Annotated in this window: 23 protein-coding genes and 1 other annotated feature (1 of these 24 only partly in view); of the genes, 7 read left to right on the top strand and 16 right to left on the bottom strand. The window is 56.6% G+C overall.

The features are described 5' to 3' along the window. Positions 1-95: a sequence feature (Thr leader region), on the bottom strand (it extends 23 nt beyond the left edge of the window). The 3 genes from thrL to yjjY form a co-directional block, all read right to left on the bottom strand. Further along, complete coding sequence (thrL, locus tag ACOTXF_RS03315) at positions 34-102, bottom strand: thr operon leader peptide (protein ID WP_015572623.1); 69 nt, start codon at positions 100-102, stop codon at positions 34-36. Its footprint overlaps the feature before it by 62 nt. 211 nt (positions 103-313) lie before the next feature. Beyond that, the gene (locus tag ACOTXF_RS03310) at positions 314-1,000 is read right to left on the bottom strand and encodes a tRNA/rRNA methyltransferase (RefSeq protein WP_008502053.1); all 687 of its coding nucleotides are present in this window, start codon (positions 998-1,000) and stop codon (positions 314-316) included. Between the two features lie 399 nt (positions 1,001-1,399). After that, a complete protein-coding gene (gene yjjY / locus ACOTXF_RS03305) occupies positions 1,400-1,540 on the bottom strand; it encodes a protein YjjY (protein WP_085928893.1) in 141 nt (46 codons plus the stop codon). Between the two features lie 95 nt (positions 1,541-1,635). Here yjjY and arcA point away from each other — a divergent pair, with 95 nt between their 5' ends. Continuing rightward, positions 1,636-2,352, top strand: a complete 717-nt coding sequence (gene arcA / locus ACOTXF_RS03300) for a two-component system response regulator ArcA (RefSeq protein WP_003856501.1) — start codon at positions 1,636-1,638, stop codon at positions 2,350-2,352. Between the two features lie 45 nt (positions 2,353-2,397). Here the strand turns inward: arcA and creD are convergent, their stop codons facing one another. The 4 genes from creD to creA are packed head-to-tail and all read right to left on the bottom strand — an operon-like array spanning position 2,398 to position 6,405. Next, a complete protein-coding gene (gene creD / locus ACOTXF_RS03295; protein ID WP_047746223.1) occupies positions 2,398-3,750 on the bottom strand; it encodes a cell envelope integrity protein CreD in 1,353 nt (450 codons plus the stop codon). 56 nt (positions 3,751-3,806) lie between these two features. Next, entirely contained in the window at positions 3,807-5,231 is a 1,425-nt protein-coding gene (creC, locus tag ACOTXF_RS03290) for a two-component system sensor histidine kinase CreC (protein ID WP_048961790.1), read from the bottom strand. Beyond that, positions 5,231-5,920, bottom strand: coding sequence for a two-component system response regulator CreB (creB, locus tag ACOTXF_RS03285; RefSeq protein WP_047746220.1), 690 nt, complete (start codon positions 5,918-5,920; stop codon positions 5,231-5,233). The genes creC and creB overlap by 1 nt, the downstream gene beginning before the upstream one ends. A 14-nt stretch (positions 5,921-5,934) precedes the next feature. Further along, positions 5,935-6,405, bottom strand: coding sequence for a protein CreA (gene creA / locus ACOTXF_RS03280; RefSeq protein ID WP_021240573.1), 471 nt, complete (start codon positions 6,403-6,405; stop codon positions 5,935-5,937). Positions 6,406-6,616: 211 nt separating this feature from the next. Between creA and robA the strand changes: the two genes are divergently transcribed. Further along, positions 6,617-7,486: an MDR efflux pump AcrAB transcriptional activator RobA gene (gene robA / locus ACOTXF_RS03275; protein WP_008502056.1), complete on the top strand. Its 870-nt coding sequence runs from the start codon at positions 6,617-6,619 to the stop codon at positions 7,484-7,486. Here robA and gpmB read toward each other — a convergent pair. Beyond that, positions 7,483-8,130 (bottom strand): 2,3-diphosphoglycerate-dependent phosphoglycerate mutase GpmB, encoded by a 648-nt coding sequence (gene gpmB / locus ACOTXF_RS03270; RefSeq protein WP_008502057.1) that lies wholly within the window; start codon positions 8,128-8,130, stop codon positions 7,483-7,485. The genes robA and gpmB overlap by 4 nt on opposite strands. Positions 8,131-8,180: 50 nt before the next feature. Between gpmB and yjjX the strand changes: the two genes are divergently transcribed. Beyond that, a complete protein-coding gene (gene yjjX, locus ACOTXF_RS03265; protein ID WP_048961786.1) occupies positions 8,181-8,696 on the top strand; it encodes an inosine/xanthosine triphosphatase in 516 nt (171 codons plus the stop codon). On the opposite strand, the gene trpR is transcribed toward yjjX, so the two are convergent. Together trpR and sltY are read right to left on the bottom strand one after the other, a co-directional pair. Continuing rightward, positions 8,693-9,019: a trp operon repressor gene (gene trpR / locus ACOTXF_RS03260; protein ID WP_021240574.1), complete on the bottom strand. Its 327-nt coding sequence runs from the start codon at positions 9,017-9,019 to the stop codon at positions 8,693-8,695. The two genes, yjjX and trpR, sit on opposite strands and share 4 nt — an antisense overlap. Positions 9,020-9,074: 55 nt before the next feature. Further along, positions 9,075-11,012, bottom strand: a complete 1,938-nt coding sequence (sltY, locus tag ACOTXF_RS03255; RefSeq protein ID WP_048961785.1) for a murein transglycosylase — start codon at positions 11,010-11,012, stop codon at positions 9,075-9,077. Positions 11,013-11,239: 227 nt separating this feature from the next. Between sltY and ettA the strand changes: the two genes are divergently transcribed. Further along, positions 11,240-12,907 (top strand): energy-dependent translational throttle protein EttA, encoded by a 1,668-nt coding sequence (gene ettA, locus ACOTXF_RS03250; protein ID WP_032654944.1) that lies wholly within the window; start codon positions 11,240-11,242, stop codon positions 12,905-12,907. A 92-nt stretch (positions 12,908-12,999) separates the two neighbouring features. On the opposite strand, the gene ACOTXF_RS03245 is transcribed toward ettA, so the two are convergent. Then, positions 13,000-13,899 (bottom strand): LysR family transcriptional regulator, encoded by a 900-nt coding sequence (locus ACOTXF_RS03245; protein WP_021240577.1) that lies wholly within the window; start codon positions 13,897-13,899, stop codon positions 13,000-13,002. Between the two features lie 108 nt (positions 13,900-14,007). Here ACOTXF_RS03245 and ACOTXF_RS03240 point away from each other — a divergent pair, with 108 nt between their 5' ends. Beyond that, on the top strand, positions 14,008-15,009 hold the full coding sequence (locus tag ACOTXF_RS03240; RefSeq protein ID WP_048961784.1) for a zinc-binding alcohol dehydrogenase family protein: 1,002 nt from the start codon (positions 14,008-14,010) through the stop codon (positions 15,007-15,009). A 90-nt stretch (positions 15,010-15,099) separates the two neighbouring features. On the opposite strand, the gene nadR is transcribed toward ACOTXF_RS03240, so the two are convergent. From nadR to serB, 3 genes are all read right to left on the bottom strand, one after another. Next, a complete protein-coding gene (nadR, locus tag ACOTXF_RS03235; RefSeq protein WP_006810194.1) occupies positions 15,100-16,332 on the bottom strand; it encodes a multifunctional transcriptional regulator/nicotinamide-nucleotide adenylyltransferase/ribosylnicotinamide kinase NadR in 1,233 nt (410 codons plus the stop codon). Between the two features lie 35 nt (positions 16,333-16,367). Beyond that, on the bottom strand, positions 16,368-17,753 hold the full coding sequence (gene radA / locus ACOTXF_RS03230; protein ID WP_003856523.1) for a DNA repair protein RadA: 1,386 nt from the start codon (positions 17,751-17,753) through the stop codon (positions 16,368-16,370). A 74-nt stretch (positions 17,754-17,827) separates the two neighbouring features. After that, the gene (serB, locus tag ACOTXF_RS03225) at positions 17,828-18,796 is read right to left on the bottom strand and encodes a phosphoserine phosphatase (RefSeq protein WP_008502066.1); all 969 of its coding nucleotides are present in this window, start codon (positions 18,794-18,796) and stop codon (positions 17,828-17,830) included. Positions 18,797-18,913: 117 nt separating this feature from the next. Between serB and ACOTXF_RS03220 the strand changes: the two genes are divergently transcribed. Together ACOTXF_RS03220 and lplA are read left to right on the top strand one after the other, a co-directional pair. Beyond that, positions 18,914-19,558 (top strand): YtjB family periplasmic protein, encoded by a 645-nt coding sequence (locus tag ACOTXF_RS03220; RefSeq protein WP_008502067.1) that lies wholly within the window; start codon positions 18,914-18,916, stop codon positions 19,556-19,558. Between the two features lie 39 nt (positions 19,559-19,597). Then, complete coding sequence (gene lplA / locus ACOTXF_RS03215; RefSeq protein ID WP_047746209.1) at positions 19,598-20,614, top strand: lipoate--protein ligase LplA; 1,017 nt, start codon at positions 19,598-19,600, stop codon at positions 20,612-20,614. A gap of 85 nt (positions 20,615-20,699) precedes the next feature. Here lplA and deoD read toward each other — a convergent pair whose 3' ends face one another. Next, complete coding sequence (gene deoD, locus ACOTXF_RS03210) at positions 20,700-21,419, bottom strand: purine-nucleoside phosphorylase (protein WP_003856538.1); 720 nt, start codon at positions 21,417-21,419, stop codon at positions 20,700-20,702. Between the two features lie 103 nt (positions 21,420-21,522). Continuing rightward, positions 21,523-22,746 carry a phosphopentomutase gene (gene deoB / locus ACOTXF_RS03205; protein WP_025912138.1) on the bottom strand — a complete coding sequence of 408 codons (1,224 nt, stop codon included), beginning with the start codon at positions 22,744-22,746 and terminating at the stop codon, positions 21,523-21,525. Positions 22,747-22,789 lie beyond the last annotated feature (43 nt).

Raw genomic sequence — 22,789 nt, 5'->3', positions numbered from 1 at the left:
GGTGCGGGCTTTTTTCTGTTTTTCCTGTACGCGTCAGCCCGCATCGTTACCTGTGGTAATGATGATGGTTGTGGTAATGGTGGTGATGCTGATGCGTTTCATGGATGTTGTGTACTCTGTCATTATTATCTGTCTGTGCTGTATTCTTTTAGGGTTAAAGGATCGGGCCCCTTAAGTCAATGGATTTTTAATTTGATCACATTTTGGGAGACTCTCAGGTCCCGCTGCGTGCCGCTTTATTTTCATCCGATTACCCCAAACGCAACCCGTTCAGACAGACTTATTCGCCATAGTAAAAACTTATGGCAGTATTTTACTCGGCCAATTTTTTTTCAATATCGTGCAGCAAACGATGCAACATGGCGGTGTCCCGTTGCTCAAGACGACCAAGACGCTGCTGCAGCCAGTCGGCCATTTTCTGATCGTCCGCGACGCCAAGGCTTGATAACAGCCCCTGCACGCGAGTTCGCAGCGCGGCCAGCTGATTTTCATTTGCCGCTTCTGGCTGAGGTTGAGGGATTTGCATTAGGGAGGCTAATTGATAGCAATAGACCATGACCGCCTGGCCCAAATTCAGGGAAGGATAATCGGCCACCATCGGCGCACCGGTAAGAACGTCCGCCAATTCCAGCTCTTCGTTGGTTAATCCGGAATCTTCACGTCCAAATACCAGCGCGGCTTTCTCCAGCCACTGGCTTTTCTCTTCGAGCATGGGTACCAGTTCAGCAGGCGTGGCGTAATAGTGGAACTTCGCCCGGCTGCGCGCGGTGGTTGCAACGGTAAACGAAATGTCATGCAGCGCGTCGGCAAGCGTAGCGTAAGTGGTTATATTATCGAGAATATCTCCCGAACCGTGCGCCACCCACCGGGCGGCTGGCTCCAGATGGGCCGTGCTGTCCACAATACGTAAATCGGTAAAACCCATGGTCTTCATCGCACGCGCCGCTGCGCCTATATTTTCTGCTCTGGCTGGTGCAACCAGTACAATCGACAGATGCATTTATGCTCTCTTTTTAATCAGTTAGCCGGTAAAAATGTGATGCACTTCAACATATTACGCAGCGCGAATTTACAAAATTGCAACACAAATCACCGAAATAGCGTTTCATAACAAATTAAAAACGCTAAACTATTCTGTGTCTGAACAATCAGTTAGAATGTTAACAGAACACTATTATCCCTATGTTTTATAATGATAATAGTAACATGAATACTCTATTCTGATTGGATTCGCTTCGTTTATAAATCAATGTCCGCAACTAGTTGGTTTATTGAAAAATTGTGACAAAGGCTAGCATTCGGCTACGATGATTTCATCAAACTGTTAACGTGCTACAATTGAACTTGATATATGTCAACGAAGCGTAGTTTTATTGGGTGTCTGGTGTCACTTAGCCTGTTATGTTGCTGTTAAAATGGTTAGGATGACAGCCGTTTTTGACACTGTCGGGTCCAAAGGGAAAGTACCCAAGACCAAGCTAATGATGTTGTTGACGTTGATGGAAAGTGCATCAAGAACGCAATTACGTACTTTAGTCACGTTAAGCCGATCATGTTAATTTGCGACATGCATCAGGCAGGTCAGGGACTTTTGTACTTCCTGTTTCGATTTAGTTGGCAATTTAGGTAGCAAACATGCAGACCCCGCACATTCTTATCGTTGAAGACGAGTTGGTAACACGCAACACGTTAAAGAGCATTTTCGAAGCAGAAGGCTACGATGTCTTTGAAGCGACCGATGGCGCAGAGATGCATCAGATCCTTTCTGAAAATGATATCAACCTGGTGATCATGGATATTAACCTGCCGGGCAAAAACGGTCTTCTTCTGGCGCGCGAACTGCGCGAGCAGGCGAACGTCGCGTTAATGTTCCTGACGGGTCGTGACAACGAAGTTGATAAAATTCTTGGCCTGGAAATCGGTGCGGATGATTACATCACCAAGCCGTTCAACCCTCGCGAGTTAACCATTCGTGCACGCAACCTGCTGTCCCGCACCATGAACCTGGGCACGGTCAGCGAAGAGCGTCGTAGCGTCGATAGCTACAAATTCAACGGCTGGGAACTTGATATCAATAGCCGTTCGCTGATTAGCCCGAACGGCGAGCAGTATAAACTGCCGCGCAGTGAATTCCGCGCGATGCTGCACTTCTGCGAAAACCCGGGCAAGATCCAGTCCCGTGCAGAGCTGCTGAAGAAAATGACCGGCCGTGAGCTGAAGCCGCACGACCGTACCGTAGACGTCACCATCCGTCGTATTCGTAAGCACTTCGAATCTACGCCAGATACGCCGGAAATCATCGCCACGATCCACGGCGAAGGGTACCGTTTCTGCGGTGACCTGCAGGAGTAATCCCGCAGTTAACGCATTAAAAAACGGCGCATTTGCGCCGTTTTTTTATTTCCAGATCCGCATCGTGTCGTTATCAGGCTCTGCCGGAGGTTCAGGCCGCTTTGGCTGAGAGAGCGAGTACCAGTCGAAATGCCGGGTCAGGTACATCACGGCGAACAGCGCCAGCGCGAGAACCGCTGACCCCAACAGCAGCGCGCTGTCCTCCGAGCGCAGCAGGAACCACATCACGACATCCAGCCCGAGTAGCGCCAGCACAAACAGCCCGCTGCGCTTCCAGCTTTTCATCACGGCCTGCAGGTACATTACGTTCATCGCTGCACCAACCAGACTTGCAACAACCCAGGCGGGGGTAAACCCGACGTGTTCAGACAGCGCCAGCAGCACCAGATAGAACAGGATCAGCGACAGCCCCACCAGCAGATACTGCATCGGGTGAAGGCGTAATCCGGTTAAGGTTTCGAAGACAAAGAAGGCCATAAACGTCAGCGCAATCAGCAAAATGGCGTACTTGATCGCACGGTCAGTCAGTTGATACTGATCGGCAGGCGTGGCTACCGTAACGCTAAAAGCAGGGATTGATTCCCACTCTGGCGATTCACTGCCGTTAAACCAGCTCTCAAGATTGTTCGCAAACCAGCTGCTCTGCCAGTTCGCCTGAAAGCCAGAATCACCAATTTTATGCTTTACCGGCAGATAGTTACCCATAAAGCCCGGATGTGGCCAGTTGCTGTTGAGCGTCATTTCACTGTTGCGTCCCACAGGAACCACGGCAAAACTCCCCGTTCCGGCCAGATTCAGGGACATCTCCAGGGCAAACGTTTTTGACTCCAGCGTTTTGTCAGTCAGCGGAATATGAATACCGGAAAGCGCACCATACACACCCGACCCCGGCTCGACGCTCAACGCCTCGCCATTGATGCTGGAGACTTTCACCGTGCCAATGCCCCGCGCATCCCCCACGCCGACAACGATAAACGGTTGCCCAAGGGTCATCGTTTCCCCTTTAAGCTGCGCCATTTTCTCGGTGCTGAACCGCACTTTTATCCTGAGATCAGTGTTCCAGATTTGTCCGTCATAGATCCCGATATTTCGGGACTCAACGTGCTGGCTACCTTCAACAACCAGTGACTCCGGCAGAATAAAATGCATATAGCTTTTCTTGTACTCGACTTTCTTCTCATCCTCTACCTTGTAAAAAATCTCCGTTACCGGGATAGCAATCAGCGGCCCGACCAGTTTTTGCGGCCCGCTGGTACTCTGACGCAGCGTATTTTCAACATCATTGCGGTAGCTCTCTCGCTCTGATATCAGGTTACTGACCATAAAAAGCGGGACTAACAGCAGCAGGATGCACCCCAGCAGGGTGCTAACTTTCCAGAACAGGGGGGATTTCATCATTACGTCTCCTTTGTGATGAGGAGAGCGTAACCAGGCTATGTGGGGCCAGTTTGAAGTTATGTGAAGGGACGGTGAAGTGTCAGCGTGGCCATCACGCCACCTTCATCACGATTACGCAATGTAATCTCTCCCTGATGCAGACGCGCCACCTCCTGAACAAACGCCAGCCCGAGCCCGCTGCTCTTTAACCCGTTCTCGCGCGGAAGGGAATAAAAGCGCTCAAAAATACGCTCCAGCGCGTAATCCGGGATCCCGCTTCCGCTGTCGGTGACGATCAGCTCTACCTGCCTGCGATCTTCACGGGCCGCCAGCGCAATGGCGCCACCCTGCGGGGTGAAATCGATAGCGTTATCCAGCAAATTGCCGAGCGCCTGTTCGAGAAGGTCGGGATCGCCCGCCACGTAAAGCGATGTCGGCTGAAGGGTCAGCACAATTTCTTTCGCTGCCAACAGCGTCGCTCGCGCGTCTGCAAGCCGAGTGAAGAGCGAGTCAACGCTGACAGCCTCAGGCGTAATCTCGACACGATTTTCAAGCCGCGCCTGAGTGAGCAGCTTTTCAACCAGCGACTGCATGCGCGCATTTTGCACCAGAATATTATCGATAAACCGCGTGGCAACCTGCGGCGGCGGCTGCTCGGAGAGAATTTCTGCAGCGCCGCGTATAGCGGCGATGGGGCTTTTCAGCTCATGGGTCAGCGCATGGACATAGCGTTCAATGTAGTTTTTTCCTTCAAGGCGAATACGCATATTTTCCAGCGCCTGTGCCAGCTTTTGCAGCTCGCTACTGCCTGGATTAGGCAATGGGAGAGGCGTATCCGTGGTCACCGAGTCGGCATAGCGCGATAACGTACCGATAGATCGATTGATCCACCATGCCACAACGAGGCCAATCAGCAGGGCAATGCCGAGCAGCGCCCCGCCTGCCCACAGTATCCGTCGCTCGCTGCGGTGAATCACCGGCGCCATCGCGCTGTTCGGTTTCCCCACAGACAGCACGCCGATAATCTTGCCCTGATCCACAACCGGCGCGGCAACATACATCACCGTGCTCTCCGGATCGTCGGGATGGCTCTGGGTACTGCGCGCGCCGTATTCGCCGCGAAGCGTCAGCCAGACATCGTTCCAGCGCGAGTAATCTTGCCCCACGGCCAGACCGGCGGAATCAAACACGACGCGGCCCTGCGCATCGGTCATGTAGACGTGATACTCGTTACGCACTTTATGGATCCCGCCGATATTGGCGCGGAAAGGGCGCTGATGAAGCTGGGAAAAGGCCTGTGCCAGCTTGCCCTGCTGCGCATGACCCGAAAGCAAATCATCACGTCCGATTTCGGCCAACAGGGTCGCGGTATCGATTAACGTGCCCTCGGTTGCCCTGCGCACGCCGGGCTTCACTTCCTGAACAAAGATAGACAGCACAAACCACGCGGCAATGGCCACGATGAGGAAATATCCCAGCAACAACCGCATCCCAATGCGCATCAGTAAAGGCCCAGACTGTAGCCCATACCGCGATGGGTGCTGATGGGGGACAGTTCCTCGTTCACCGCCCGCAGCTTGGCGCGCAGGGTTTTGATGTGGGTGTCCACGGTACGATCGAAGCTGTCGCCGTCTTCACCCCATACCTTGTCCATGAGCTGCTGACGCGAAAAGACCCGCCCGGGTGCCTGTAACAAGGTTTTGAGCAGCAAGAATTCGTAGCGGGTCAGGGGCAATGTTTCCCCGCACCAGCTGATTCGCGCGGCAGGCTCGTTCAGTTCAAACTGCCCGATACGCAACGTTTCTGACGGTGCGGCGGATTTTTGCATGCGCCGTAAAACAGTCCGCACCCGCGCGCAGACTTCGCGAGGGGAGAAAGGCTTCGCAACGTAATCATCAGCGCCCATTTCCAGGCCAAGCAGCTTATCGACTTCATCACTGCGCGCCGTCAGAAACAGCACAGGCAGCGAGGGATGCTGCGCCAGCAGCCGACGGCAAAGCTCAAACCCGCTGATGTCGGGCAGTCCGACATCCAAAATGGCGAGCGCCGGAACCTGCCGCCGCGCCTCCTCCAGCACGGGTAAACCGCGTTCAAACGCCTTTACCGCGAATCCTTCCTGCTGAAGCATGTAGATCAGCGTATCGGCGATACTGGTTTCGTCTTCAACCAGCCAGACCACAGATTGTTGCATGACTCATCCCTGAATTACTGCCACGGCATAATCGGCACCGCGCTGATCGCGTTTTTCGGTGAACCTTCTACCACTTTATCGGAATAGGCCAGGTAAGCCAGCGTATTGCGTTTGGCATCATAGAAACGCACAACCTGCAGCTTTTTGAACACCAGCGAGGTTCGTTTCTGGAATACCACGTCGCCCTGCGCTTTGCCGTTTTTAATTTTATCGCTCAATTCAACCGGGCCCACCTGCTGACAGGAGATCGCCGCATCGGAGGTGTCTTCCGCCAGCCCCAGACCGCCCTTGATACCGCCCGTTTTCGCACGGCTGACATAGCAGGTGACGTTTTTCACGTCCGGATCGTCAAACGCCTCCACCACGATTTTGTGGTCCGGGCCAAACATTTTGAACACGGTGTCGACAGAACCAATCTGTTCCGCCTGTGCGACGCGCCCGGCCATCAACATCAGCGCGGTGAAGAGCAAAGTCTTGTATTTCATATTGTTACCATTCTTTAAAATTACACTGAGCGATTATTCAACACTTTAGACAAAAATGTAGCAAGATCACAGGATTAGAATATATTTGCCCATAATGCCCTACAAAAAGCATGAATGCGCAAAAAAAACACTGAATGCTAAAACATCAAAAAATGCTATTATCCGCTAACCTGTTATCAGGCACCTGCTGTTTTAAGGATGAGGATAGTATATGGATCAGGCTGGAATTATTCGCGACCTGCTCACCTGGCTGGAAGGTCATCTCGACCAGCCTTTGTCACTGGATAATGTGGCGGCTAAAGCAGGCTATTCCAAGTGGCATCTGCAAAGGATGTTCAAGGATGTCACCGGTCATGCTATCGGGGCCTATATTCGCGCACGTCGTTTATCGAAATCTGCTGTGGCTCTGCGCCTGACCGCGCGCCCGATTCTGGATATTGCCCTGCAATATCGTTTCGATTCGCAGCAGACCTTCACCCGCGCCTTTAAAAAACAGTTCTCGTTGACGCCAGCGCTGTATCGTCGCTCGCCTGACTGGAGCTCGTTTGGCATGCGTCCGCCGCTGCGTCTGGGCGAGTTCGCGATGCCGAAGTATGAAATTATTACCCTGCCGGAAACCCATCTGATCGGCACGACGCAGAGCTACTCCTGTTCGCTGGAGCAGATTTCCGAGTTCCGTCATCAGATGCGCGTCCAGTTCTGGCGCGACTTCCTGAGCCACGCACCGGCGATCCCGCCTATTCTGTATGGTCTCAACGAAACGCACCCGAGCCAGGAAAAGGACGACGAGCAGGAGGTGTTCTACACCACCGCGCTGACGCCAGAGATGGCCAATGGCTACATTCAGGGTTCAAAACCTGTCGTGCTGGAAGGCGGTGAATACGTGATGTTCGCCTATGAAGGGCTGGGAACGGGCGTTCAGGAGTTCATCCTGACCGTTTACGGAACCTGCATGCCGATGCTGAATCTGAATCGCCGTAAAGGTCAGGACATTGAGCGCTACTACCCGGCGCAGGATGCCAAACCGGAAGAAGGCCCAATCAATCTGCGTATGGAATTCTTGATTCCGATACGTCGTTAACGCTGCAGTTCGTCAAGCGCAGGGGCATCGAGATGCGAAATGTCCCCTGCCATCTCCACCACCCAACCTGACGCCAGCCACGCGCTCTCCTGATAATCAATTCGGGAAATAGAGCAGTTGCGCAGACGCAAACGGCGCTCAGCGTAAGCCGGTAGTCCCAGAATGGTGCTCACCAGGCATCCCAATGCAATCCCATGACTCACCAGCAGCGGACGGCTTCCCGCCGGGAGCTTCAGGCATTCCGCCAGGGCGGCATGCATACGTACGCTGAGCTCCTGCATGGATTCGCCCTCAGGAATACGGCCATCTTCGGTACCGTTCACCAGCGTGCGACGCCAGCCCTCTTCCGTTTCCGTCAGCGTATCGATATGGCGTTTTTCCAGCACGCCCATATCCAGCTCGCGCAGGCGCGGCTCAAGCATGACGTCACAGCCGCAGGCGTCTGCGATGATGCGCGCCGTCTGCTGTGTGCGACCTAAATCGCTGGTAATCACGTGGGTAATGCCCAGCGTTCTGGCGCGTTCCGCCACCTGCCACGCTTGCTGCACCCCCTTCTCAGTGAGAGGACTGTCTGACTGGCCTTGAATACGTCGCTCGGCGTTCCACTGCGTTTCACCGTGGCGAACAAGGTATACCTGTAACATGCTTTTTTTCCGTTATACTGCGATGAGTTTTTTTTGAATCGAGCTTAATTATGCACCATGTTGTCTCTGCTACCACTAATCCTGCCAAAATTCAGGCAATTCTAAGGGCATTTGAAGAGATCTTCGGCGCAGGATCCTGCCATATTGAGGCCATCGGCGTCGAGAGTGGCGTTCCTGAACAGCCGTTTGGCAGCGAGGAAACGCGCGCTGGCGCACGAAATCGCGTGGCAAATGCCAGAGCTGCGGCCCCGGATGCGGACTTTTGGGTGGCGATTGAAGCCGGTATCGACGAAGGCGCAACCTTTAGCTGGGTGGTGATCGAAAGCCGCGAGCAGCGCGGCGAGGCGCGTTCGGCCACCCTGCCCCTGCCGGAGATCATTCTGGAAAAAGTGCGTGCGGGTGAAGCGCTTGGGCCGGTGATGTCGCAGTACACCGGCATTGATGAGATTGGCCGTAAAGAAGGGGCGATTGGCGTCTTTACCGCAGGCGCGCTGACGCGTTCAGGCGTTTACCATCAGGCGGTGATCCTGGCGTTAAGCCCGTTCCATAACGCGATCTATCGTTAGGCGTTTTTCAACAACACCGCTTCCAGCCACTGGCGCAGCTCAACGGGCGCCGACTTCAGGCTGTTCGATCCGCGGGTAATCGTCGCAATGCCCGCGCCGAGCTCATTTTTCAGCTCGCGCTGGCTCATCTCGCCGCGCAGCAGCTCTTCAATGATCCGCACGCGCGTGCCCAGCGCCTCACGCTCGTCTGGCGTGAGCATTAGCTGCATCAGGGGTAAATGCAAATCCTGCTCGTAAGACTGGCGAAGCAGCTCCACAAAACGAAGCCACTCCTGATGACGTTGTTCGGCCATTGCCGAGGAATACGGGGAATGCTGGGTCATGTTATGCTGCCTCTTGTACTCATTAGCGAGTACAGCATAACACAACCCACGCCGATCAGTAACGTCTCTGCCACTCGGCATCGCTCATCAGGGTATCTTTCTGCCCCATGAAGTAGCGATAGTAGGCGTCATAAGCCAGCACGTTCTTCACGTAGCCGCGCGTTTCCGAGAACGGGATGCTCTCGACAAACGCCACGGCGTCGATGCGTCCGGCGCTGTTGCCGAGCCAGGTGCGCACGCGACCCGGCCCCGCGTTGTATGCCGCCGACGAGAAGATGCGGTTGTTGCCGAACTGCTGGTACACATACTGCAGGTAGCTGGTACCGATGTTGATGTTGGTATCCGGATAGAGAAGCTGTGACGGGCTAGTGTATCCAGGGATGTTAAACATCTTCACCGTGTGCGTCGCCGTGCCCGGCATGATCTGCATCAGGCCGCTGGCGCCCACCGGGGAACGGACTTTCGGGTTCCAGGCGCTTTCCTGACGGGCAATCGCCATCGCGTAACTTTGCGGGATATCTTTGCCGCTGGTGTAGCGATCGAACAGATCCTTGTAAGCCAGCGGGAAACGCTCTTCGAGATGATCCCACAGCTTACCGGCGATCGTCGCCTGCACGCTCAGATCCCACCAGTGGTTATCAAACGCATAGCGGGCAAGCTGAGCTTTTTCATCGGTGGTGCGGCTGGTCACCAGATTCGCCCACTCGCTGCGCGCGGTGTTGTCCATATTCCAGTACATCAGCTCGCGAACGCGCGCCATTTCTGGCCCCTGGGTCAGCGCCGGATTCGCGTTAGCGGGCGCTTTATCGATGCGGAAGGTGTACTCCTCGCCCAGGCGCTGCGCGGCCGCCATCGGGTAGAACCCGCGCTGCTGCATCAGCGTATGAAGAATGTCTTTGGCCTCATCATCACGACCGCGCTCCAACAGCAGATCGGCCTGCCAGTAGCGCCATTCGTCTTTCTCCTTGGCCTCCATAGGCAACCGCGCAAGCCAGGTATTCAGTCCACGGCGATCGCCCGTGCCCAGCGCCATGCGCACGCGGCGCTCCACCAGCGACGTGGAGTTCGAACGCATAATGGCATCGTCTCGCCAGCGCGCCTGCTCGTCGGTCACATCGGTGCCCATCAGTCGCCACGCCACGATATCGCGCAGCTCCTGCGTTTGCTCCTCATTAAGCTGCTGCGCCTGCACCAGCTGCGGGATCATCAGCCGCGCGTTTTCCACATCGTCACGCGCCACGCTGGCAAAAGCCACCGCCGCCATCTGGCGGGTAAAATCGGTCGCGCCCGTACTGCGGGCAAAGGTCAGGACGCTGTTGGGATCGTTTGCCAGCGAGATAACCGCCGTGGAGATCGTCTGGTAATCGGACGGCATCTGCCCCGCCAGCGCAGTCACCAGACGCGTATTACCGGCTTTCATCGCCAGGCGGATACGCTCGAGGTAGGACAGCGGATCCTGCTTGCCGGAAGCACGCCACGCGCCGAACAGGGAATCACAGGCGTTCGGCTGGTTTTTCCCGGTCAGCCAGAGCTCTTTCGCCCCGGCCCAGGCCTCTTCCTGCTGGCCGGTCGCCCATTTTGCGTAGTAGTAGTTACACTGCGCTTCGGTGGTATTCGGCTTTTCAGGGCTAAACGCCAGCAGCCCGCGCCAGTCTTCGCGACGCGCCAGTTCGTTCACAAAACGAGACTGAAGATTCCGGGCTGGCGGCAGGGTCGGGTTCGCCTGAATGAAGTTATTCACGGTAACGGTGGGTTGATTCATGAGATCGTCCGTAATTTGACGATACTCCAGATACGGATACAGCGGATAATCCTTGAGCGTCGGCATCAGCGCCTGCACGGTATCCATCTGCTTGTTGTCCCATGCCTGCTTAATCTGGGCATACCGGCTACGTTGTTCATCCAGTGAATCGGCATGCACCGCCTGGCTTACCGCCATTACGCATACGCTGGCAGCCAGCAGACGCCAGACCACCCGTTTGGCTTTTTCCACAAGCTCTTCCTCATTGTTTTTTCGTCAATTGCAGCGTCTTGCCACGTCAAAGTCTCATTAACTTATGCTAACCAGGCATCCTGCAACACGCCACGTCATGGACACTTTTTTACCTTTCTTGCGCGTTTTAACACTCCCGACGTTCCTGGCTGGGATTAGGGCGGGAAAAAGGCTACACTTCGAGGCTGAAATTCCTTCTCATTACGATAAAAGAGGCGAAGTCCAACGTGGCTCAATTCGTTTATACCATGCATCGTGTCGGCAAAGTTGTCCCGCCGAAACGTCATATTCTTAAAAATATCTCGCTGAGCTTCTTCCCGGGCGCAAAAATCGGTGTTCTGGGTCTCAACGGTGCCGGTAAGTCCACCCTGCTGCGCATCATGGCCGGCATTGATACAGACATCGAAGGTGAAGCCCGTCCGCAGCCTGGCATCAAGATTGGCTACCTGCCGCAGGAACCTCAGCTGAACCCGGAACACACCGTTCGCGAATCCGTTGAAGAAGCGGTGTCCGAAGTGGTTAACGCCCTGAAAGGTCTGGATGAAGTGTATGCCAAATATGCCGAACCGGATGCGGACTTCGACAAGCTGGCCGCACAGCAGGGCAAGTATGAAGAGATCATCCAGGCGCACGACGGTCACAACCTGAACGTGCAGCTGGAGCGCGCGGCGGATGCCCTGCGTCTGCCGGACTGGGATGCAAAAATCGCGAACCTCTCCGGTGGTGAACGCCGCCGCGTGGCGCTGTGCCGCCTGCTGCTGGAAAAACCAGACATGCTGCTGCTCGACGAACCGACTAACCACCTGGATGCGGAATCCGTGGCGTGGCTGGAGCGCTTCCTGCACGACTTCGAAGGCACCGTTGTGGCGATTACCCACGACCGTTACTTCCTCGACAACGTCGCCGGCTGGATCCTGGAGCTGGACCGCGGTGAAGGTATTCCGTGGGAAGGCAACTACTCCTCCTGGCTGGAGCAGAAAGATCAGCGTCTGGCTCAGGAAGCGTCTCAGGAAGCGGCGCGCCGTAAGTCTATCGAGAAAGAGCTGGAGTGGGTGCGTCAGGGCGCGAAAGGCCGTCAGTCTAAGGGCAAAGCCCGTCTGGCACGCTTCGAAGAGCTGAACAACACCGAATACCAGAAACGTAACGAAACCAACGAACTGTTTATTCCACCTGGAGCTCGTCTGGGGGATAAAGTGGTTGAAGTGACCAACCTGCGTAAGTCCTACGGCGACCGCGTGCTGATCGACGATCTGACCTTCTCCGTACCGAAAGGCGCTATCGTGGGCATCATCGGTCCGAACGGCGCGGGTAAATCGACCCTGTTCCGCATGATGTCCGGTCAGGAACAGCCAGACAGCGGCTCTATCACCCTGGGTGAGACCGTGAAGCTGGCCTCCGTCGACCAGTTCCGCGACGCGATGGATAACAGCAAAACCGTGTGGGAAGAAGTTTCCGGCGGTCTGGATATCATGCGTATCGGCAACACCGAGATGCCAAGCCGCGCCTACGTTGGCCGCTTTAACTTCAAAGGCACCGACCAGGGCAAACGCGTGGGCGAGCTGTCCGGCGGTGAGCGCGGTCGTCTGCACCTGGCGAAGCTGCTGCAGGTGGGCGGTAACGTTCTGCTGCTCGATGAACCAACCAACGACCTGGATATCGAAACCCTGCGCGCGCTGGAAAACGCCCTGCTGGAGTTCCCGGGCTGCGCGATGGTTATCTCGCACGACCGCTGGTTCCTCGACCGTATCGCGACCCACATTCTGGACTACCAGGATGAAGGTAAAGTGGAGTTCTTCGAAGGTAACTTCACCGAATACGAAGAGTACAAGAAACGCACGCTGGGCGCCGACGCGCTGGAGCCGAAGCGTATTAAGTACAAGCGTATTTCTAAGTAAGTGCCCAAAAGCCGGGTGGCGCTCACGCTTACCCGGCCTACGGTTCTGCGCTGTTTGTAGGCCGGGTAAGGCGAAGCCGCCACCCGGCTTTTTTATTTACCCACGTAATACCGCTTCACCTCATCAAACTGCATTGCAAAGTCGATATAGCTCATCAGCGCGGGTGAGTTGAGCTTACGGCTCGGATAGGCCAGCCACAGGTCGTTTCCTTCAACGTTCCACTCCGGCAGTACCTGCACCAGCGCCCCTTTCTCGACCTTATCTTCCAGCAAAAAAGCCGGAAGGAGAGTAATCCCCGCACCGGCAATCGCACATTCGCGGGCGTATACCAGGTTATCGGTCATGTGCGCGTTATCCGGCAGGTAGCGGTAATCCTCGCTCTCGCTTCGCAGAAGCCACTCCGACCAGGCTCTGTGCGTAATGCTGCGGTGCTCCACCAGCTGACGGGGATGCGTTAGCGGCCCACGGCGCGCCAGATAGTCCGGCGAGGCCAGCATGTAGCGCGGGCAGTGCCCGATCATGCGGCCAATCAGGGAGGAGTCCTGCGGCTTGCCGGTACGCAGCGCCACGTCAAAGCCGGCCTCGACCAGATCCACCACGTCATCAGAGATCGACACGTCCAGCGAAACCTCGGGATAGCGAAGCTGGAACTCGGCATTCATATGCGCCAGCAGCGTCGCGCCAATCCCCGCCGGGCAGGTGATGCGCAGCCGCCCGCTGGGGTTTTCGCGCAGGCGCTGGATGGCGTACTCCGCCCGCTCGCTGGCCGCCAGCATCTCCCGGCAGTGGACAAGATAGTGTTCACCCGCAAACGTCAGGTTCAGCCTGCGCGTGGTGCGGTTAAGCAGGCGAATGCCCACCTGCTGCTCCAGCTGGCTAATCCGCTGGCTCACGCTGGATTTTGGCAGCTCCGCCTTCTGGGCTGCCGCGGTAAAGCTGCCCATCTCGGCCACCAGCGCGAATAGCGCCATATCCTGCAGCTGTTTAAACATGATTGTTCATCCTGTACGAACGCTGAGTTCTTAATTGTCCATCTTATCACGCTGATGGCCACTTAATAGACTAGCCTCAACAAAACGCATGCCATTGAGGAGCACACCATGTCAGTTAAAGCCATCGCCGTTAACCCTGAAAATCCCTCTACTTTCATTGAAATCACTCCACCGATGCCGCAGCCCGGCGAGCACGATCTGCTGGTGGAGGTGAAAGCCGTCTCCGTTAACCCGGTCGATACCAAAGTCCACGCGGGCATTGCTAAAAGCGGGCTGAAGGAGCCGCGCGTGCTGGGTTGGGATGCCAGCGGGATCGTCAAAGCCGTTGGGGCTGGCGTCACCGGATTCAAACCGGGAGATGAAGTGTGGTACGCAGGCGACATCACCCGTCCGGGCAGCAACACCACACATCAGCTGATCGATGCGCGCATTGCCGGGCACAAACCGTCAAGCCTCGGCTGGGCGGCTGCCGCCGCGCTGCCCTTGACCGCGCTCACCGCGTGGGAAGGCCTGTTTGAACGGCTGAACATTCAGGACGCCGGTGCGGACAAAACCCTGCTGATCATCGGCGGTGCGGGCGGCGTGGGATCGCTGGCGATCCCGTTTGCGAAGCACAACAGCAAGGTAAAAGTGATCGCAACCGCGTCCCGTGAAGATTCCGCCCGGTGGTGCCGCGATCGCGGTGCAGATGTGGTGGTGAACTACCGCGATCTGAAAGGCGAACTGGCGAAGCACGGGCTGACCTTTGTGGATTACATTTTCATCCTCAACGACACCGACGGGCACTGGGCTGCGGTCAGCGACCTGATTGCACCGCAGGGGCATATCTGTTCTATCGTGGAGAATGAACACCCGCTGAACCAGGACAAGCTGAAGTCCAAATCCGCCGCCCTGCACTGGGAATTTATGTACACCCGCAGCATGTACCAGACCGCTGATATGGCGCGTCAGGGTGAGATCCTCAATGAGGTCGCGAAGCTGGTGGATAACGGCGTGGTGGAAAGCTCACTGAGTGAAACGCTGCACGGGCTGAGCGTGGAGAGCATTACCGAGGCGCACCGCAAGGTGCTGGACGGGCATATGCGAGGGAAAGTGGTGGTTGAGTTCTGAGTGGACTGATTCCCTCACTCCGGCCCTCTCCCAAAGGGAGATTAAAGTCCCCTCTCCCTTTGGGAGAGGGTTAGCGTGAGGGGAAAGTTATTAACCCTGCTCCCCCATCATCTCCTTCACCAGTTCGACGCAGCGCAGGAAACGGGAGTCGTAGTCTGACTCTTCAACGTGCACAAACTCAACGTTGTTTTCGTTGAGCATCTCCACCAGCATGGACTGGAATTCCCGCCTGTCCACCGAGCTGCCGAGGCTGCGCATGCCGTCGGCCACCCACGGGGTGTTGTTTTCCAGCAGAATCACCAGGTCAAAGCGATATTCGTCAATCAGCGCCTGCACGAACGGGTGCTCGCGCCCTTCGTATTTTTTGCAGAACGCCTGGGTGGTGACAAAATCGGTATCGATGAACGCCACCTTGTTGGCGTATTTCACCGCGAAATCAATGTACTGAGCGTGACCGAGCGCGATTTTGTCGTAGTCGGAATACTGCAGCGCCATCTCGTCGCCGCCCAGGTGCGAGAAGACATAGTCACGGCCGTACTCCCACGCGCTGGTCGTGTTGAAGATGTTAGCGAGCTTGTTGACCAGCGTTGATTTACCGCTCGACTCGCCGCCCAGAATAGCTACCGTGCGCACGAAGAACGGCTTCACTTCGGTCGGGATGTAATCCCAGTAGCGGAACGGGTTTTCGCGGATCTGCGCCCCGCTGATGTTCATAAAGGTGCGTTTCGGATCGATCAGCACCGTCTCGATGCCCAGATGCTCGCGGAACTGCGGCGCGTCGGACTCTTCAGAGGTGTAGATCCAGTTAGGCGCAATGCCCTTCTCTTCCATAAACGCTTTGATGCCGTTGCTCCACACGTCCCAGCCGTGCGGGTACGGCTCCATACCCTCTTCGTTAAAGGCATGAATGCGAATGTTTTTCTGGTACTTGAAGGTCTGAAGCAGCCAGCGCAGACGGTCCGGCACGGTCGGCTGCTGCGACATGGCGCTGTCTTCAAACAGCTGACGATCGCGGGTTTCGTCGTACCCCATGATGATGTGCAGCTCGTCCACCTGGCTACAGGCGCGCTGGATCAGATAGATATGCCCGGTATGCAGCGGGTAAAACTTGCCAAACACCACGCCGATGTTCTTTTGCATACGCGGGAATTCCAGCCCCAGAAAGCGGTGCAGCGCTTCCAGCTTCTGCGCGCTGGGGCTTTTGATTTTGGCGTTCAGCAGTTGGCTCAGGTAGCCTTTGGTCATGCCGCTGGCGTCTGCCACCTGCTGCAACGTGCAGCCTTTCTGGCGGATAGCGGTCTTGATGTAGTCAAATGATGACATAAATTACGGTGCCTCCTGCAAAATCGAATACGTAATTATAAGTCGTCAAAGACATTTAACGCATCTGCGAGTTTCTTCACGCCAAAGACCTGCATCCCTTCCGGGATTTTTTTCGGCACGTTGGCAGCGGGAACGATAGCCCGACGGAAACCGTGTTTTGCCGCCTCGGAGATACGCTCCTGGCCGCTCGGCACCGGACGGATTTCCCCGGCAAGGCCCACTTCGCCGAAGACGACCAGATCCTGCGGCAGCGGTCTGTCGCGCAGGCTGGAGACCATCGCCAGCAGCAGCGCCAGGTCTGCGCTGGTCTCGGTGACTTTGACGCCGCCGACCACGTTCACGAAGACGTCCTGATCCGCCATCTGCAGCCCGCCGTGACGGTGCAGCACCGCCAGCAGGATTGCCAGGCGGTTCTGTTCCAGACCGACCGCCACGCGCCGCGGGTTGCCCATCATCGAGTGATCCACCAGTGCCTGAATTTCGACGAGCAGCGGGCGCGTCCCTTCCCACAGCACCATCACCGAACTGCCGGAGGTGATCTCATCTCCCCGGCTCAGGAAGATGGCCGACGGGTTGCTGACTTCGCGCAGCCCCTGTTCGGTCATGGCAAACACGCCCAGTTCGTTAACCGCCCCAAAGCGGTTTTTATGGCTGCGCAGGGTACGGAAGCGAGAGTCCGCGTCGCCGTCGAGCATTACCGAGCAGTCGATACAGTGTTCGAGCACCTTCGGTCCCGCCAGCGAGCCGTCTTTGGTCACGTGACCCACCATCACAATCGCCACGCCGCGCGTTTTGGCAAAGCGCGTCAGGTAGGCCGCGGTTTCACGCACCTGCGCGACGCTGCCCGGCGAGGACTGGATGTCCGCCATGTGCATCACCTGGATGGAGTCGATCACCATCAGCTTCGGCTGCTCTTCTTCGGCGATCATGCAGATCTGCTCGATGCTGGTTTCCGACAGCATATTCAGGTTGCCGGTCGGCAGGCCCAGGCGGTGCGCGCGCATCGCCACCTGCTGGAGTGATTCTTCGCCCGTGACGTACAGGGTTTTCATCTGTTCGGCGAGCTTGCAAAGCGTTTGCAGCAGCAGAGTCGATTTACCCGCGCCCGGGTTACCGCCGATCAGGATCGCGCTGCCCGGCACCACGCCGCCGCCGAGCACGCGGTCAAATTCCTTGAAGCCGGTGGAGAAGCGCGGCAGCGCCTCCAGGCTGATGTCTGAAAGTTTTTGTACCTTCGACACGCCTGCATTGCCCGCATAGCCACTCAGGCGTTCATTGCGCGCCACGCTCGGCGAAGCCGCCACACCACGCACTTCGGTGATGGTGTTCCAGGCATGGCAGGCGCTGCATTGCCCCTGCCAGCGCGGATAATCCGCACCACATTCATTACAGACAAATGCGCGTTTTGGAGCTTTCGCCACGGTTTACCTCGTTATTTCTCTGCGGCCTGCATGCCGGGTGGCGCTTACGCTTACCCGGCCTACAAAGCAGACCGTTATTTCTGATTAAGGCTGCCGGAGAGAATGCAGAACACCCCCATCAGGTCAGCGTGACGGATAGTCACTTCCGTCTTTTCATTCACTTTTGGCTTGGCATGGTAGGCAATGCCCAGGCCGGCCGCTTTGATCATCGGCAGGTCGTTCGCGCCGTCACCGATGGCGACGGTCTGGACAACCGGAATTTCATATTTTTCCGCGAGGCGCGTCAGCGTATTGGCTTTGTACTGGGCATCCACAATATCGCCGATCACCTGGCCGGTCAGCTTGCCGTCCATGATCTCCAGCTCGTTGGCCACCACGGTGGTCAGATGCAGTTTTTCCCGCAGATAATCCGCGAAGAAGGTGAAGCCGCCGGAGGCAATCGCCACCTTCCAGCCGAGGGACTGCAGCTTCAGCACCAGCTGCGTCAGCCCGGGCATCAGCGGCAGCACGTCGCGCACCTGACGCAGAATGTTGGCATCGGCCCCTTTCAGGGTCGCCACGCGCTGTCGCAGGCTGGCGGTGAAATCCAGCTCGCCGCGCATCGCACGCTCGGTGACTTCAGCCACCAGCTCGCCGCTGCCCGCCAGCTTCGCAATTTCGTCGATACACTCGATCTGAATGGCGGTAGAATCCATGTCCATGACCAGCAGGCCAGGCGTTTTCAGGTGCGGAATTTTACCCAGCGGTGCGACATCCAGCCCTGCGTCATGCGCCAGGCGCGTGGCGCGCTGGGTCAGAGAGCCCGCCAGGCGAATGACCTGGTAGTCTTCCACGCACCAGGCGGCGACGATGACCATCGCGGCCCCCAGTTTGGTTTGATACTGGGTCAGGCGTTGCTTATCCAGACCGCGTCCGTACAGCAGCCAGCCGCTACGACCGGCGTGGTAATCCAGAGGCATCACCTCATCGCCACTTAAAGAGAGCGGCAATCCTGGCCATAAAGAGACATCCGTTGGCAGGTCACACCAGGTAATGTTCGGCATTAAAGCTCCTGTAATTTCGTTCGCGCCGGAAGGTTGCAGAGGGAAAATAACGCATGAGGCTACCCTGTAACCATCACTTCTGGCAACATTAAGCCGTAAATTTTCAGCAGGTGGAATATGGCTCGCGCAAAACTGAAATTCCGGCTCCATCGCGCCGTGATTGTCCTTTCCTGTCTCGCACTCTTAGTGGTGCTGATGCAAGGGGCATCGTGGTTTAGCCAGAACCATCAACGGCAACGCAACCCGCAGTTTGAAGAGCTGGCCCGCACGCTGGCACGCCAGGTCACGCTCAACGTCGCGCCGTCCATGCGTAACGAAACGCCTGACGAGAAGCGGATAGGCCAGGTTTTACGCCTGCTCACGGAGAACAGCCGCATTCTTGATGCCGGTGTCTATGATGAGCAAGGCAACCTGATTGCCCGCGCGGGTGAGCACGTCGACGTGCGAGACAGGCTGGCGCTGGACGGCAAAAAAGCCGGCGGCTACTTCAACCAGCAGCTTGTTGAACCTATTCAGGGGAAGAATGGCCCGCTGGGCTATCTGCGCCTCACCCTTGATACCCACACCCTGCCCACTGAAGCCAAACAGGTCGATAATACCACCAATATTCTGCGCCTGATGCTGCTGCTTTCACTCGCCATCGGCGTTGTGCTGGCACGCACCCTGCTTCGCGGCAAGCGCACGCGCTGGCAGCAATCCCCGTTCCTGCTGACCGCCAGCCGGTCAGTCCCCGAAGACGAAGAGAGCGAGAAGAAAGAATAGTGATAAAGTAGGCGGATGATTCGGAAAAGGAACTCTGCCATGTCGACGTTACGCCTGCTTGTCTCTGACTCTTACGATCCCTGGTTTAACCTGGCAGTGGAGGAGTGCATCTTCCGCCAGATGCCTGCCACCCAGCGCGTACTGTTTCTCTGGCGCAATGCCGATACGGTGGTTATTGGTCGTGCGCAAAACCCGTGGAAAGAGTGCAACACCCGCCGTATGGAAGAGGACAACGTCCGTCTGGCGCGCCGCAGCAGCGGCGGCGGCGCGGTATTCCACGATCTGGGCAATACCTGCTTTACCTTTATGGCGGGCAAACCGGAATACGACAAAACCATCTCAACGTCCATCGTCCTCAACGCGCTCAATTCGCTCGGCGTGACGGCTGAAGCCTCCGGACGTAACGATCTGGTGGTCAAAACGCCCGATGGCGACCGCAAGGTATCCGGCTCTGCCTATCGCGAAACGATGGATCGCGGATTCCACCACGGCACCCTGCTGCTGAACGCCGATCTCAGCCGTCTGGCTAACTACCTTAATCCAGATAAGAAAAAGCTACAGGCTAAGGGCATCACCTCCGTGCGCGGGCGCGTGGCGAATCTGGTGGAACTGCTGCCCGGGATTACTCACGAGCAGATTTGCGATGCGATTCGTGAAGCCTTCTTCGAACATTACGGCGAGCGGGTAGAAGCTGAAGCGATCTCCCCTGACAAAACACCGGACCTGCCCAACTTCGCGGAAACCTTTGCGCGCCAGAGCAGCTGGGAGTGGAACTTCGGTCAGGCCCCTGCCTTTTCCCATCTGCTGGACGAACGGTTTACCTGGGGCGGCGTGGAGCTGCACTTCGACGTGGAGAAAGGCCATATCACCCGCACGCAGGTCTTTACGGATAGTCTCAATCCGGCACCGTTAGAGGCGTTAGCCGCTCGTCTGCAGGGCTGTTTGTATCGGGCGGATATGTTGCAGCAGGAGTGTGATGCGCTGATCGGCGATTTTCCGGAGCAGGAAAAAGAGTTAAGGGATTTGTCAGCATGGGTTGCACAGGCCGTGCGCTAGTAAAAAAGCCCGCTTGCGCTGCGCTTAGCGGGCTTACAAAACCGTAGGCCGGGTCAGGCGAGGCCGCCACCCGGCACAACAGCTCTTACTCTTTATCGCCCAGCAGAACGGATTCCAGCGCGATTTTGATCATGTCGTTGAAGGTGGTCTGACGCTCGGCAGCGGTAGTCTGCTCGTGGGTACGGATATGGTCAGATACGGTGCAGATGGTCAGCGCTTTCGCACCGAATTCAGCCGCTACGCCGTAGATACCGGCCGCTTCCATTTCCACGCCCAGGATGCCGTATTTTTCCATCACGTCGAACATGTCGCCTTCTGGCGAGTAGAACAGATCGGCAGAGAACAGGTTGCCCACGCGCGCGTCAACGCCCAGCGCTTTTGCCGCGTCAACCGCGTTACGCACCATGTCAAAGTCAGCGATGGCTGCAAAGTCATGATCCTTAAAACGGATGCGGTTGACTTTAGAGTCGGTACACGCGCCCATGCCGATCACCACGTCACGCAGCTTAACGTCCATACGCACCGCACCGCAGGAGCCTACGCGGATGATTTTCTTCACACCGAAATCGGTGATCAGCTCTTTGGTGTAGATGGAGCAGGATGGGATACCCATGCCGTGGCCCATAACGGAGATTTTGCGGCCTTTATAAGTACCCGTGAAGCCCAGCATGCCGCGAACGTTGTTCACTTCACGCACGTCTTCCAGGAAGGTTTCTGCAATGTGCTTCGCGCGCAGCGGGTCGCCCGGCATCAATACGACGTCAGCGAAATCACCCATTTCTGCATTAATGTGAGGAGTTGCCATCTTCAGTTCCTTTTAACTTGTTGTTTTTGCCGGGTGGCGGCTACGCCTTACCCGGCCTACAAAACCGTAGGCCAGGTAAGCGAAGCGCCACCGGGCAATGACATCAGAACATGGCTTTGCCATATTCCATGTCAGACGTACCAAAGTATTTCGCCAGGGTCTGGCCGATGTCCGCGAAGGTTTCACGGTGACCCAGCGAACCTGGCTTCACTTTCGGACCGTACACCAGCACCGGAATGTGCTCACGGGTGTGGTCGGTACCGGTCCAGGTCGGATCGCAGCCGTGGTCCGCGGTCAGGATCAGAATGTCATCTTCACCCACCAGCTCCATCAGCTCCGGCAGGCGGCGGTCGAACAGCTCAAGACCCGCAGCATAACCCGCTACGTCGCGACGGTGACCCCAGGAGGAGTCGAAGTCGACGAAGTTGGTGAAGACAATGGTCTTGTCGCCCGCTTCTTTCATCTCTTTGATGGTGGCATCGAACAGCGCATCGAGTCCGGTCGCTTTGACCTTTTTGGTGATGCCGCAGTTAGCGTAGATATCCGCGATTTTACCTACAGAAACCACGTGACCGCCTTTCTCATCAACCAGTTTCTGCAGTACGGTCGGTGCCGGCGGCTCAACGGCCAGATCGTGACGGTTACCGGTACGCTGGAAGTTACCCGCTTTGTCGCCAATAAACGGACGCGCGATCACGCGGCCGATGTTGTAGCCGCCTTCGGTCAGCTCTTCACGGGCGATTTCACACAGCTCGTACAGTTTATCCAGGCCAAACGTCTCTTCGTGGCAGGCAATCTGGAACACGGAGTCAGCAGAGGTGTAGAAAATCGGCTTGCCGGTTTTCATGTGCTCTTCGCCGAGCTGGTCCAGAATCACGGTACCGGAGGAGTGGCAGTTGCCGAGATAGCCCGGCAGGTTGGCACGCTTCACCAGCTTATCGAGCAGTTCCTGCGGGAAGCTGTTCTCGTGATCGGAGAAGTAACCCCAGTCGAACAGCACAGGCACACCGGCGATTTCCCAGTGTCCAGACGGGGTGTCTTTACCGGAGGAGAGCTCGTGCGCCCAGGCGTAAGCGCCCACCACTTCCGCGTTGCCGTCCATACCGGCTGCGATTTTACCGGTAGAGCCTTCATGCGCTTTCACCAGCCCGAGGCGGGTCAGGTTAGGTAGAGTCAGAGGGCCTTTACGACCGTTGTCCGCTTCGCCTTTCGCACAGGCTTCCGCGATGTGACCCATGGTATCGGAACCCACGTCACCAAAACGTTCCGCATCTTCGGTTGCGCCGATGCCGAATGAGTCCAGCACCATAATAAATGCACGTTTCATAATTGTTCTCCGTACGTAGTGCTTCAAAAATTATCGATCAGAT

It is taken from the genome of Enterobacter cloacae complex sp. IR53041 (assembly GCF_049238285.1).
Classification (GTDB): Bacteria; Pseudomonadota; Gammaproteobacteria; order Enterobacterales; family Enterobacteriaceae; genus Enterobacter; species Enterobacter roggenkampii.
The sequence above is the reverse complement of the archived record's forward strand: the minus strand, read 5'-3'. Positions and strand labels throughout refer to the sequence as shown.

What these genes read in the sequence shown, in the direction of transcription:
- ACOTXF_RS03310 (WP_008502053.1), bottom strand. Translation starts at nt 1,000, where the DNA reads ATGCATCTGTCGATTGTACTGGTTGCACCAGCCAGAGCAGAAAATATA.
- arcA (WP_003856501.1), top strand. Translation starts at nt 1,636, where the DNA reads ATGCAGACCCCGCACATTCTTATCGTTGAAGACGAGTTGGTAACACGC.
- creD (WP_047746223.1), bottom strand. Translation starts at nt 3,750, where the DNA reads ATGATGAAATCCCCCCTGTTCTGGAAAGTTAGCACCCTGCTGGGGTGC.
- creC (WP_048961790.1), bottom strand. Translation starts at nt 5,231, where the DNA reads ATGCGCATTGGGATGCGGTTGTTGCTGGGATATTTCCTCATCGTGGCC.
- creB (WP_047746220.1), bottom strand. Translation starts at nt 5,920, where the DNA reads ATGCAACAATCTGTGGTCTGGCTGGTTGAAGACGAAACCAGTATCGCC.
- creA (WP_021240573.1), bottom strand. Translation starts at nt 6,405, where the DNA reads ATGAAATACAAGACTTTGCTCTTCACCGCGCTGATGTTGATGGCCGGG.
- robA (WP_008502056.1), top strand. Translation starts at nt 6,617, where the DNA reads ATGGATCAGGCTGGAATTATTCGCGACCTGCTCACCTGGCTGGAAGGT.
- gpmB (WP_008502057.1), bottom strand. Translation starts at nt 8,130, where the DNA reads ATGTTACAGGTATACCTTGTTCGCCACGGTGAAACGCAGTGGAACGCC.
- yjjX (WP_048961786.1), top strand. Translation starts at nt 8,181, where the DNA reads ATGCACCATGTTGTCTCTGCTACCACTAATCCTGCCAAAATTCAGGCA.
- trpR (WP_021240574.1), bottom strand. Translation starts at nt 9,019, where the DNA reads ATGACCCAGCATTCCCCGTATTCCTCGGCAATGGCCGAACAACGTCAT.
- ACOTXF_RS03245 (WP_021240577.1), bottom strand. Translation starts at nt 13,899, where the DNA reads ATGTTTAAACAGCTGCAGGATATGGCGCTATTCGCGCTGGTGGCCGAG.
- ACOTXF_RS03240 (WP_048961784.1), top strand. Translation starts at nt 14,008, where the DNA reads ATGTCAGTTAAAGCCATCGCCGTTAACCCTGAAAATCCCTCTACTTTC.
- nadR (WP_006810194.1), bottom strand. Translation starts at nt 16,332, where the DNA reads ATGTCATCATTTGACTACATCAAGACCGCTATCCGCCAGAAAGGCTGC.
- serB (WP_008502066.1), bottom strand. Translation starts at nt 18,796, where the DNA reads ATGCCGAACATTACCTGGTGTGACCTGCCAACGGATGTCTCTTTATGG.
- ACOTXF_RS03220 (WP_008502067.1), top strand. Translation starts at nt 18,914, where the DNA reads ATGGCTCGCGCAAAACTGAAATTCCGGCTCCATCGCGCCGTGATTGTC.
- lplA (WP_047746209.1), top strand. Translation starts at nt 19,598, where the DNA reads ATGTCGACGTTACGCCTGCTTGTCTCTGACTCTTACGATCCCTGGTTT.
- deoD (WP_003856538.1), bottom strand. Translation starts at nt 21,419, where the DNA reads ATGGCAACTCCTCACATTAATGCAGAAATGGGTGATTTCGCTGACGTC.
- deoB (WP_025912138.1), bottom strand. Translation starts at nt 22,746, where the DNA reads ATGAAACGTGCATTTATTATGGTGCTGGACTCATTCGGCATCGGCGCA.